The following is a 13108-nucleotide window of genomic DNA, read 5'->3' as shown; positions in this document are numbered from 1 at the left end:
ATTGCATTACGATTCTTATTTTACATAAAATTGTTGGTGTATTGCATGTACTGCTGTATGCATATCTTCTTCACTAACTAAACAAGATATAGTCATATTTGAATCTGATGTTTGTAAAAGAGATACTCCTGCTTTTGATAACCCTCTAACTACTTTTGACATGATACCAGACATTTCATCAGCTATTCTTGAACATATCAATGTTACTTTAGCACAATCTCTATTTACTTCATAATCTAATTCAAATTTATCTAGTATTTCTTTTAATTCTTTTATATCAGCATCTTCAATAACAAAGGCTTTTTCTGATATAAAGAAATTTATCATATCTATATTTATAAGTTTCTTTTCTATTTCATTTAATACTTCTGTAAACGCTTCTTCTGCTGATTTAATCTTAACTTGAGCAACACTATCTTTATTTGCAACAGCAACTTTAAGGTCTTTTTCTTGTTCATATTCTATATTTTGTTCTAAATGCTTACATAAAGAACCTATTTTTGTACCTTCAAAAGTTGGATTCATTGTATTTTTTATTGCTAGAGTTATATTTCCACTTTTAGCCAACTGTACTGCTCTTGGATGTATTACCTTAGCTCCTTTATCTGCCATTTGAAATACTTCTTCATAATCTATAAAACTCAATACTTTAGCATTTGGTTCTACTCTAGGGTCTGCAGTCATTATACCATCTACATCAGTGTAAATTTCAACTGTCTCACATTCTAAAGATTTACCAATAGCAACTGCTGATGTATCACTTCCACCTCTTCCAAGAGTCGTTACTTCACCATCATCTGTTACACCTTGAAATCCAGCTATAACAACAACTTTACCATCATCTAATGCTCTTTTTACCTTTTTAGGGTTTATATATTTTATTTTTGCATTAGAATACTCATCACTTGTAATTATACCTGCTTGTTGACCAGTAAAGAAAACAGATTCTATACCTTTTGCATTTAATAAATTAGCAAGAACTGTCCCTGATATTATTTCACCACAAGACATTATTAAATCAAGTTCTCTTTTATTTGGTTCGTCATTTACTGAATTACATAGATTTATAAGTGTATCTGTGGCATATGGAGCGCCCTTTCTACCCATTGCTGAAACTACTAATACTAATTGTAACTCTTCATCATTATCTCTGTATGCTTTTACTATTTTACATACTTCATTCATTTTTTCATATGATTCTACTGATGTCCCACCAAACTTTTGCACTAAAATACTCATTTTTTCCTCCTAAATATATCCCTCATATTCTATAATTATCATATCATTGCCTATTTTTTTTACATTTCTCCATGGAACTTCTAAAAATGACTTATCTTTTCTTCTGGCAAAAAAGCCTTTTTCTTTTGGAATTAAAAGCGCCAATATCCCGCCTGTAGTTTCATCTAGTATAAGGTCACACTCTCCAATAACTCCTAATCTTTCTCCTGTGACTAAGTTAACTATTTCCTTACCTGCTATTTCAGATAAATTCATATTTTATACCTCCAGAGATTTACTTTTTAAGATATTAATCCAAGTGCAGAATATCTTCTACATCTCTTCCCACTATACATGTACCAATATTTTCTATATTGAATACCTTATCAACAACTTTTTTTACTGAATTAATATCAACATTATTTATACATTCAAGTATTTCATCTGTAGTTTTTACTTTTTTACTCAATAACATAGATTTACCAGTAGACATCATTCTACTGCTAGTACTTTCTAAATCCAATATATAATTACCTTTTAGTTGCTCCTTACTTTCAAATATTTCTTTTTCTGTAAGATAATTTTTTCTTATATTTTCAATTTCTTCTTTTATTAAATTATAAACATCTTGTAAATTTTCTGTACTCATACTTGCAAATATACCCAATTCACCACATTTTCTGTATAGTGTTTGTGATGAATATATTGAATATACTAACCCTTTTTCCTCCCTTATCTTCTGAAAAAGTCTTGAGCTTATACTTCCACCAAAAATATTGTTTACCACTGCTATTGAATAAACTTCATCATCATTTTCAAATGGAATACCTTTTAAACACATAGCCAAATTTACCTGTTCAGTATCTTTATTTTTTGATATAAAACAAGGATTAAACGTAGCCTCAGTTACGTCTATATTTAAATTTCTCTTTTTCCAGTTTCCAAATTTAGATTTAAGTTTATCTACCATATCATCAAAGTCAAAGTTTCCAACTATAGAAATGACTGCATTATTTGGAATATAATATTTGTTTAAGTACTCTAACATAGATTCCTTAGTTATATTGTATAGAGAATCTTTTGTCCCAATTATATTCATCCCTAAACCATCATTAGCATATATATTTTCGACTAATAAATCATAAGATAAATCGTCTGGAGAATCTTCATACATCTTAAGTTCCTCCAGTATTATAAGTCTTTCCTTATCTATATCATTTTTATCAAATCTAGAATTTAGTATCATATCACTTAATACATCTATTCCTGTATCTATATGCTCATCTATTAATTTTACATAATAACATGTACATTCTTTACTTGTAAATGCATTGATTTGCCCACCTAAATTGTCAATTGTGCTAGCAATCTCTTTTGAGGTTCTATTTTTGGTTCCTTTAAACATCATATGTTCTATAAAATGAGAAGTTCCACTTACCTCTTCTTCTTCTATTCTAGACCCTGCATTTATCCAAATACCTAATGTTATTGACTTTAGATATGGTATTTCTTCACCAATTATTGTAAGCCCATTTTCCAGTATTTTTGTCTTATACATTACATTCTCCTAAAAATTTATTCTTTATTTTACATTGGATTATTGAAAACACTATGTTCTAATTCTATTTATTTTTATATGTATTACATTATAAGTCAGTCTTTTAATTAATTCAACTACAACTTATACAATCTTAATCAAATTTTTATACTTTGTCTACTTAAATACATCACTAAGTTTACCTGGTTTTAATCCTTTTTCTCTTACAATTGCTATAATATCATCAATACATTTTGTCGTTGCATCAGTTGGATGCATTAAGATTATACTACTATCTTTAATATCTTTTTTCTTCATTCTATCTATAATTATTTCTGGTTGATCTTTATATTTCCAGTCTATAGTATCAGCATCCCATTTAATTGAAGTATATCCTAATTCTTTAGCTGCCTTCACTGTTTCTGCTCCAAAAGAACCTGCTGGAGCTTGAAAAAACTTAGTCTTTTCATTTATAATTTCTTCAATTATCTTTTTAGAGGTTTCTATTTGTTTATAGTTATCTTCATATGATAGTGTTGAATAATCTAAGTGTTTGTATCCATGATTTCCTATTTCATGTCCTTGTTTCTTTATCTTCAATAGTTCATCTTTGTTTTTTTCTGCCCACTTCCCAGTTACATTAAAAGTAATTTTTACATTCTCTTTTTTGAGAGTTTCCAAAATAGATTCTATGTACTCTGTTTCCCATCCAAGGTCTACGTTGCATGTTAATGCAACGTAGCCACTTTTATCTTTTGTGCCTCTCTCATATGGTAAATCTACTCCATTAAATAAGTTGAAAACGGGCTTATTGTTAAACAATTTTAATACCATTACCCCTCCTGACAATCCTAATAATATCACTAAAATTAGTATTATAATTTTTTTGAGCTTACTCTTATTAAGTACCATCATTATCATTAAAACTCCCCCTAATTATGTACAAATTGTTTCTTATTTAATACTATTAAAGGAAAGCTCTATTTATGCACTAAATATAACATAAACCTTTCTCTGTATATCAATAAAAAATTATCTTAAAAATCTCTTAACTAAACCTCTATTATTAAAAAAATTTTAAATTAGCTATTTATTTTTCCTATTATTTTAGAATTTCCTATAGTACTTCCTTCCATTACCTTTAATATAAGAGTACATAATACATTTTATATAAAAAGCCTCTGTTAGCAAAAGTAACATAGGCTTTTAATTTCATATTCAAAAGTTTAATTTCATACTTGAAAATTTATTATAATAACTAGAACATGTTTATGTAATTGTGCTTTTAAAATCTACAAATCAGCTTTAGTTTGTTGATTTCTTTAAACTTTTTCTTTCTATAAAAAAGAAAGCCACTAAAAGCTGAACTACTGCAACAATTGAAATACAAATAAATGCAACATCCATTCCAAATACATTTGCTGTAGCATTTGTCATACCTCGTGATGTTACTGTAGCAGTTGTCATTACTGCAACAAAAACTGCTGAGCCAATAGCACCAGCTATTGTACGCAATGAAGTAAGTAATGCTGTTCCGTGAGCAATATTTTTTTCACCAAGCACACTCATTCCCCAGGTAACAATAGGCATCATAATTAATCCAATAGCTATCAGACGTATAATATAAAAAGCAGAGATATACAATACTGAAGTATCTTCTCCTACAAAAGATACACCAAGACAACTTATTGCCAAGAATATACTTCCACATACAACTAGCTTTCGTATTCCAAACCTATCATAAAATCTACCTGCAAAAGGACTTATAAGTGCCATTACAAGAGAACCTGGCATCATAATGAGACCACACTTAGTTGCTGAAAATCCTCTTATTGTCTGGATATATATTGGAATTAAAGTGGAACCTGCCATCATTACAACATATAAAAGCATACTTATAATTACAGCAAGTCTATAACTTTTATTTTTAAGAATACGAAGTTCTAGAAATGGCTCTTTTGAGTGAATCTGACGTAAAGAAAATACTATAATTGATACTATACCTACAAATAATGGTAAAGCAATATTTATACTAAAAAACTCAGTTGTCCCAATATTCCCAAGCCCAAGTAAAAGACCACTAAATCCTACTGCACATAAAATCATAGAAAACGTATCAAATGATTGTTTTTTTGTCTCTATTACATTTTGTAACACTCTAGATGCTATAATAATATCAATAATACTTATAACTAAAGAAAACCAAAAAATAGCTTGCCAATTAAAAATATCAATGACAATTCCTGCTAGAGTTGGAGCAAATATTGGAGCAGCACCAGCAGCCAAACCATATATACCCATTATAGAACCCATTTGCTCTGCAGGATAAATTGTTAAAATTATTACTTGTGTCATGGATAGCAACACTCCATTCCCCATTGCTTGCAATATACGCCCAAACAAAAGGGGTGTAAATGAAGATGCACTAGCAGAAAGCAACAATCCTACAGCAAAAAGACTCATAGCACTAATGAAAAGTGGTTTTGTTGGAAATCTCCTAATCAAAAATGCAGTGGCAGGAACCATAATTCCCATAGCAAGCGTATATGCACTAGTAAGCCATTGAGCTGTTGTGGCTGATATATTTAAATCCCCCATCATAACTGGCAATGCAGTAGTAAGAGATGTCTGAAGTAATGAGCCAACTATAGAACCAATCAATAGTACAGCAAAAATCATATTTCTAGATTGCTTATTTAAACTCATGTCTTTACCTTCTTTCTGTTTTTATTAGCAACACTTAAGAAATATCTCTATTTTTTATCTTCAAAAAACTTTATAATCTTTTTTTGAATACGTATGTAAGCAATAGCATCTTCTGGACCTAGTGCTTTTAAAAATTCAACTGTATACTCTAAAAATTCTTTTTCATTTATTTTCTGCTGTTGTATTCCCTTAGGCATTAATTGAACTAGTGTCTGTCTACCATTTTGTGGGTCAACACAGCGTTCAATCATTTCCTTTGATTCTAATTGATTAAGAATAGCAGACATTCTAGCAGTACTAACATTCATAGTACTACTTATTTCTTTTGGATTTACTTTTTTATTATTTTTAGATAAATAACCCAATACAAATTTTTCACCACTTTGTATATCTGCAATTTTATCTTTATGCGGTATTTTTACCATCAACGTCTTAACCTTTCCAAGTTCAAGTGCTAATTTCATATAGTCCACATTATCACCTCCTTAATTGCTAATACTATTAGTAATTTACCATATGTTGTAAATAAAATCAATATTAACACGATATTTAATAGTCATTATCATATTAGCAATAAAAAAAAGCAAAACCCTAGGATTTTGCCTTTAATTATTTAATATATTATTTATTTTTATGCTCTGGTTTTGGTAAAAGAACTTTTCTGGATAAGTTAACTCTTCCTTTTTCATCTATTTCTGTAACTTTAACTTCAACTTCATCTCCTATATTTAATACATCTTCAACCTTAGCAACTCTTTCATGAGCTATATGAGATATATGAAGTAATCCTTCTTTTCCTGGAAGTATTTCAATAAATGCTCCAAAATTCATTATTCTACTTACTTTACCTTTATAAGTTTTTCCTACTTCTGGTTCAATAACTATATTATTTATAAGTTCTTGAGCTCTATTAATCATATCAATTTCAATACCTGATATGAATACTTCTCCAGTTTGTTCAATATCTATCTTAACTCCAGTTTCATCTATTATCTTAGTTATTATTTTTCCACCAGGTCCTATTACATCTTTTATTTTGTCAGGATTTATTTGCATTTTAACAATCTTAGGTGCATATGGTGAAAGCTCTGGTTTTGGTTGAGATATAGTTTTTCTCATTTCTCCTAGTATATGGATTCTACCTTCCTTAGCTTGTTTTAAAGCACGTTGTAGAACTTCTTTATCTATACCATCTATTTTTATATCCATTTGTATCGCAGTTATACCATGCTCTGTTCCAGCCACTTTAAAGTCCATGTCTCCTAAGTGGTCTTCCATACCTTGTATATCTGAAAGCACTGCTACTTTACCATCATGCTTTATAAGTCCCATTGCTATACCTGCAACCATGTCTCTTATAGGTACACCTGCATCAAGCAGAGATAATGTTGAGCCACATACACTCGCTTGAGATGTAGAACCATTTGAACTCAATACTTCAGAAACTAATCTAATAGCATAAGGGAAGTCTTCTTGAGATGGTATCACTGGTAGTAAAGCTCTCTCAGCTAAAGCACCATGCCCTATTTCTCTTCTACCTGGACCTCTTGATGGTCTAGCTTCTCCAACACTATATGATGGGAAATTGTAGTGATGCATATATCTCTTGTTTTCTTCTTCATCTAATCCATCTAACTTTTGAACATCTCCTAAAGCACCTAAAGTAGCTACATTAAGTACTTGAGTTTGTCCTCTAGTAAATATAGCTGAACCATGAGCTCTAGGTATCATACCAGTTTCACACCATATAGGTCTGATTTCTTCTAATTTTCTATTATCTGGTCTTACATTTTCATGCACTATAAGTTTTCTTACTTCTTCTTTTATTATATCTTGTAATACTTCCTCTATATCACCAATAAGTTCTTCAAAATTTTCAATAGTTTCTTCAAAATGAGCTAGAGTTTCTTCTTTAACTCTATCCATCTTTTCCATTCTTTCTAGTTTTTCAAAAGTTTGAACTGCGTCCTTCATCTTAGCAGTTGCAAATTCACGAACCAATTGAGTTATTTCTTCTCCTGCATGGTATAATTCAACAACAATTTTTTCTTTTCCAACTTCTGCAACTATACCATCTATAAATTCAACCACTTTTTTTATTTCTTGATGAGCGAATAAAATAGCATCAAGCATTATATCATCTGGAACTTCATCTGCTCCAGCTTCAACCATCATTATTGCTTCTTTTGTACCTGAAACAACTAGATGCATTGAACTTTTCTCTCTTTGCTCTGCATTTGGATTTACAACAAATGCACCATCTACAAGACCAACACATACTGAACCTGTTGGACCATTAAATGGTATATCTGATATAGAAAGTGCTATAGATGAACCTATCATTGCTACTATATCTGGTGTGCAATCTTGATCTACTGATAAAACTGTTGCAACTACCTGAACATCATTTCTAAATCCTTTTGGAAATAATGGTCTTATTGGTCTATCTATCAATCTTGATGTAAGTATCGCTTTTTCTGAAGGCTTACCTTCTCTCTTTAAAAAACCTCCAGGTATTTTACCTACAGAGTATAATTTTTCTTCATAATCTACACTTAAAGGGAAAAAGTCTATTCCGTCTCTAGGCTTAGCTGACTTAGTTGTATTTACCATTACCATACTGTCGCTGTATCTAACTATACAGCTACCGTTAGTCATTTCACAAATTTTTCCTATTTCTACAGAAAGTTCTCTCCCTGCGAAATCCATTTTAAATATTTTATGTTCAAACATTAATGCTTGTCCTCCTCTTATTAAAAACACGTATATCACTCTATTTACTATATTATCAAAAATACTATAAATTAACAATATAAAAATTATCTTTGCCTATATATGCAAGAAGCTTATATTCCTGCTAATTAGAACAACTTATAGCTAATATATCTGGCCCTGTATGAGAGCAAATAGAAACTCCACCTCTAGTAAACAAGACTCTTCTTGCTTTTATTCTTTTATTTACTTCTTCTTTTAATATTTCACAATCATGTAGATTATCTCCACAGCCTATTGTTACTATTTTCCCTTCTAAAGACCCTTCATTCATTTCTAAAATTATATCTACTAGTTTACTTGCTATATTTTTTACTCCTCTGACCTTGTTTACCAACTTAGCTTCCCCATTATCAAAGAAAAATATAGGTTTTATATTCAACATATTTCCTATTAAAGCAGTTGCTACTGGAACCCTTCCACTTTGTTTTAAGAAATCAAGGGTATATGGAGCAAAAAGTAATCTTATACTGCTACGAATGTTTTCTAACTCATTTATTATTTCTTCAAACCCCAAACCTTCTTCAACAAGTTCACAGGCTTTTATAACATATTGCCCACTACCAAGTGATAAGTTTCGAGTATCAAATATATGTATTTTTTCTTTTTCATTCATATCATTCTTAGCTATTACAGCACTTTGAAGAGTTCCTGAGGCATTTGATGCACCTGTTAAACAGATTATATGATATCCCTCTTCTATAAACTTATCAAATACTTCTTTAAACTCCATATATGTAGCTTGTGAAGTCTTAGGTATTTGTTTTATTTCTTTTACTTTCTTGTAAAACTCTTCTTTATCTATATCCACTCCTTCTATGTATTCTCTATCATTAAAAATAACTGTAAGTGGAACTATTTCTATATAATCTTTCTTTGATATTTCATCTGGAATATCGCACAAACTATCACATACTAACTTTATTTTCAAAATAATTTCCTCCTTATTCTAACTAAATATTATAGTATAAAGTTTCTATATTTATCTTGTCTTTCCTTTTTAATTGCTTATGTATTTATATATTACCTTATATTCTTACCCAATATTATTCATTTTATAATTTTTTATAATGTATAAATTACTTTTATTATTAACTATTTTACTCTATAATAAATTAACTATAAAAAAGCAGGTATACACTATACCTGCTTTTTTATAAAGAATGAAATTACTTTCTTAATCCTAATTTAGCTATTAATGCTCTATATCCTTCAAGATCTTTTTCTTTTAAGTAAGCTAATAAGTTTCTTCTTCTACCAACCATTTTTAATAGTCCTCTTCTTGAATGGTGGTCTTTCTTATGAGTTTTTAAATGTCCATTTAGATCATTTATTCTAGCTGTTAATAAAGCTATTTGTACTTCTGGAGAACCAGTATCTCCTTCAACTCTTCCATATTCTTTGATTATTTCTGTTTTGTTTATCATTTAGATTACCTCCGTATTTTTTTAGAAACGCCTATTACTAAGCATTGATTGGAGTATTCAAAAGCTGAGTAATGGTTATTTTCCTTAATCATTTTATCATACATTACCTGTTTTTGCAAACATAGTTTTCATATACATAGTTTATGTCATTAGACAATTGATTTTTTAAGTCATCTATTGAATTAAATTTTCTCTCATCCCTTATTCTTTCCAAAAATTCAACAATTATATTTTCACCATAAATATCTCTGTCAAATTCTAAAATATTTGTTTCAATAGACAAAGATTTTCCATTAACCGTTGGGTTGTAACCTACATTTGTAGCACCAAAATAAACCTCATCTCCAATATGTACAATAGAAGCATAGATACCTCTCTTTGGAATGAGCATATTATTCTTAAGGTCAATATTTGCTGTTGGGAATCCAATAGTTCTTCCAAGGTGTTTAGAATGTATAACACAGCCTTCCAACTTGTAATTACGACCTAAATACTCTTTGACATTAGTCATATCACCTTGGGATACTAAACTTCTAATATAAGTACTACTCACTCTTACATCATTTATTTTGATTGGTTTTATTACTTCCACCTCAAAACCAAATTCATCTTCTAAGCTTTTTAATAGATTGACATTACCTTCCTTCGCTCTGGCAAACGTAAAGTCATGTCCAATTACTATTTTTTTAGCTTTTAATTTTTTTACTAGTATCTCCTCTACAAAATCCTTTGCAGGTATTTTGGTCATATACTCATCAAATGGTATGATTACAACTATATCTATTCCCAATTCTTCCAATAATCTTATTTTGTCCTCATTGCTTATAATATTTTTTGTTGAGTTTGGTCTAAAGTAGTTTACAGGATGATTTGCAAATGTAAATACAATACTCTGTATATTTTCTTTTTTTGCATATTCAACTGCTTTTTTTATAAGAACTTGATGTCCTTTGTGTATGCCATCAAAATTCCCTATGGTAATGACACTTTCTTTTATGTTTGCTATTTCTGCTATAGATTTTATAATCACCATAATAAATTTTCCCCGCTAAAATTATAATTTACTCTTAACTTATTCACAAACTATTATAGCATAAGTAAAAGAGATAGACTATAGAAGTTATTATAGTACTATCTCTTTTGGTGTTTTTTCAAATACATTGATTATACAAACATCTTATCACTTTTAACACTTATTGTATTATTATGTTTTGATAATTTTCCTAATCCTAAGAAGTTATCTTTACTGTATACTCTTACAAATTCATCATCTTTACTGAGATTGTTCTTTAAAAATCTCTTATCATCTATTGAACCACCATTACTATAATATTTTATAGCATTAGGGTTTAATACAATATAATTAAACGAATCCAATACATAATCTATATCATATAAATGTTTATCCAGAGTTTCATTTGCATAAAATAATTCTAATTCTTCCAGCGTTATCGAATTTTCCAAGTTAAATTTGCCAGAAGATGTTCTATTTAAAAACGACATATGTCCTCCACACCCTAGATATTCTCCTATATCATGGCAAATGCTTCTCACATAAGTCCCTTTAGAACATTCAACATAAAACATTACTTTATTACCTTTTATACTAAGGATTTTTATATCTTTTATGTTTATTCTTCTAGTTTTTAAAGTAATCTCAGAGCCTCTACCACTTCTTACTAAATCACACATTCTCTTTCCATTTACTTTTAAAGCTGAGTAAATTGGAGGAAGTTGATCTATTTCACCTTTTTGCGTATCAAAAGCTCTTTCTATATCTTCATTACTTAACTTAAAATCATCAACTTTTTTTATAATTTCACCAGATGAATCATAGGTATCTGTACTTATACCTAAAGTAAGTTCACATATATACGATTTATCTTTGTTTAAAATAAGTTCACATACTTTTGTAGCTTTTCCTATACATATTGGTAAAACACCTGATGCATCTGGGTCAAGAGTACCTGTATGCCCAACTTTTTTCATATTTAAAATCTTTCTTACCCTACTTACAACATCATGAGACGTCATACCTGTAGGCTTCAATATATTTATAATCTTATTCATTTTATTGTCACCTTAAATTGATTTTAACACTGCCTCTAATACCATTTTTTTAGCATTATCAATACTATCTTTGATAGTGCATCCAGCAGCTCTTATGTGACCACCGCCACCAAATACCTTAGCTATTTCACTTACATCAACATAATTTTTTGACCTAAAACTCACTTTAATTTCATCTTGTTTTTTTTCTTTAAATAAAATTCCAACTTCAATATCCTTTATATCTCTAGTATATGTTGTTATACCATCAACATCATTGAAACTCATGTTATTCCTATTCATCATATCCTGAGTTAAAATTATACTAGATACCTTTGAATCAAATATCTCCAAAGATTTCAAAGCTTCACCTAATAATTTGTAATAATCAGAAGAATTACTTTGATATATATTTTGTATTATAGTATTTTTTTCTGCACCCAAAATAAGTAAATCCTTTGCCATTTCAAAACTACTTGCATGCACATTTGAATAGGAAAAATTTCCGGTATCAGTTACAAGACCTGTGTATAAACATGTTGATATGTCTTTATTTATAATCTTAATGTCTTTTATTTCTTGAAATCTAACCAATAAATTATACACTAGTTCACAAGTAGAAGATGCATCAATATCTACATAGTTTAAGTCTCCATATGAATCATTACTCGCATGATGGTCAATACAGATTACTTTTGATGCATTATTTTTGATTTCATCACTTACACATATTCTCATCTTATCTCCACAGTCAAGTGCAATTAGAGAATACTTATTTATATCAAATTCATGAGACTTATAAATTTCTATACCTTCAACTAAAAACTTTAAATTCAATGGAGCTTCATCATCAAGTACATAATATACATTTTTCCCTAAATTTTTTAGTGTATAATACATTGAAAGTGTGGAACCAATATTATCTCCATCTGGACTAATATGAGAGGTAACTATAAAATAGTCACCTTCATATATATAATTTATAATACTATCAATATTATTCATCATAATTTTCATCCTCATTTTTTTGAGTATTTTTTTCATTTACTCTCTTTATAAGGCTATCCATATACATTCCTTTTTCTATTGAATCATCAAGTTTAAATATTATCTCAGGAATATATCTAAGCTTTATATTTTTTCCTACTTCTCTTCTTATATACCCTCCAGCACTCTTAAGTCCTGCTAATGTGGATTCTTCATCTCCACCTAGAATACTTACATATACATAAGCATATCTTAGGTCATTTGTAACTTCTACATCAGTTACACTTACCAAAGATGTTATTCTAGGGTCTTTTACTCCATTTATAAGCATAGTGCTTACTACTTTTCTTATTTCTTCTGCAATTCTTCTTGTTCTATTATATGATGCCATACCATCGACCTTCTTTACTAA

The 13108-nt window shown here is 29.4% G+C and carries 13 protein-coding genes; all 13 read right to left on the bottom strand.

Annotated elements, in window-relative coordinates; all coding sequences use genetic code 11:
- Positions 1-15: 15 nt before the first annotated feature.
- On the bottom strand, positions 16-1239 hold the full coding sequence (gene dapG, locus IC173_RS01295; RefSeq protein WP_227855055.1) for an aspartate kinase: 1224 nt from the start codon (positions 1237-1239) through the stop codon (positions 16-18).
- A 9-nt stretch (positions 1240-1248) separates the two neighbouring features.
- Positions 1249-1494 (bottom strand): YlmC/YmxH family sporulation protein, encoded by a 246-nt coding sequence (locus IC173_RS01290; RefSeq protein WP_003419503.1) that lies wholly within the window; start codon positions 1492-1494, stop codon positions 1249-1251.
- Positions 1495-1528: 34 nt separating this feature from the next.
- Positions 1529-2776 (bottom strand): M16 family metallopeptidase, encoded by a 1248-nt coding sequence (locus IC173_RS01285; protein ID WP_227855054.1) that lies wholly within the window; start codon positions 2774-2776, stop codon positions 1529-1531.
- A gap of 156 nt (positions 2777-2932) precedes the next feature.
- The gene (locus IC173_RS01280; protein ID WP_227855053.1) at positions 2933-3676 is read right to left on the bottom strand and encodes a polysaccharide deacetylase family protein; all 744 of its coding nucleotides are present in this window, start codon (positions 3674-3676) and stop codon (positions 2933-2935) included.
- 384 nt (positions 3677-4060) lie between these two features.
- On the bottom strand, positions 4061-5461 hold the full coding sequence (locus IC173_RS01275; protein ID WP_227855052.1) for an MDR family MFS transporter: 1401 nt from the start codon (positions 5459-5461) through the stop codon (positions 4061-4063).
- A 47-nt stretch (positions 5462-5508) separates the two neighbouring features.
- Complete coding sequence (locus tag IC173_RS01270) at positions 5509-5925, bottom strand: MarR family transcriptional regulator (RefSeq protein WP_227434330.1); 417 nt, start codon at positions 5923-5925, stop codon at positions 5509-5511.
- A gap of 157 nt (positions 5926-6082) precedes the next feature.
- Entirely contained in the window at positions 6083-8194 is a 2112-nt protein-coding gene (gene pnp / locus IC173_RS01265; RefSeq protein ID WP_227823662.1) for a polyribonucleotide nucleotidyltransferase, read from the bottom strand.
- 124 nt (positions 8195-8318) lie between these two features.
- On the bottom strand, positions 8319-9164 hold the full coding sequence (locus IC173_RS01260; protein ID WP_227855051.1) for a DegV family protein: 846 nt from the start codon (positions 9162-9164) through the stop codon (positions 8319-8321).
- A gap of 238 nt (positions 9165-9402) precedes the next feature.
- Positions 9403-9660, bottom strand: a complete 258-nt coding sequence (rpsO, locus tag IC173_RS01255; RefSeq protein WP_227434225.1) for a 30S ribosomal protein S15 — start codon at positions 9658-9660, stop codon at positions 9403-9405.
- 103 nt (positions 9661-9763) lie between these two features.
- Positions 9764-10693 carry a bifunctional riboflavin kinase/FAD synthetase gene (locus IC173_RS01250; RefSeq protein WP_227434224.1) on the bottom strand — a complete coding sequence of 310 codons (930 nt, stop codon included), beginning with the start codon at positions 10691-10693 and terminating at the stop codon, positions 9764-9766.
- 131 nt (positions 10694-10824) lie between these two features.
- On the bottom strand, positions 10825-11730 hold the full coding sequence (gene truB, locus IC173_RS01245; RefSeq protein WP_227434223.1) for a tRNA pseudouridine(55) synthase TruB: 906 nt from the start codon (positions 11728-11730) through the stop codon (positions 10825-10827).
- 12 nt (positions 11731-11742) lie between these two features.
- Positions 11743-12714: a DHH family phosphoesterase gene (locus IC173_RS01240; RefSeq protein ID WP_227855050.1), complete on the bottom strand. Its 972-nt coding sequence runs from the start codon at positions 12712-12714 to the stop codon at positions 11743-11745.
- Positions 12707-13087, bottom strand: a complete 381-nt coding sequence (rbfA, locus tag IC173_RS01235; protein WP_227434221.1) for a 30S ribosome-binding factor RbfA — start codon at positions 13085-13087, stop codon at positions 12707-12709. The genes IC173_RS01240 and rbfA overlap by 8 nt, the downstream gene beginning before the upstream one ends.
- Between the last annotated feature and the right edge of the window lie 21 nt (positions 13088-13108).

The organism is Clostridioides sp. ES-S-0048-02 (assembly GCF_020658495.1).
GTDB lineage: Bacteria > Bacillota > Clostridia > Peptostreptococcales > Peptostreptococcaceae > Clostridioides.
Note: the sequence above shows the minus strand (reverse complement) of the source record. Positions and strands in the feature narration are given on the sequence as shown.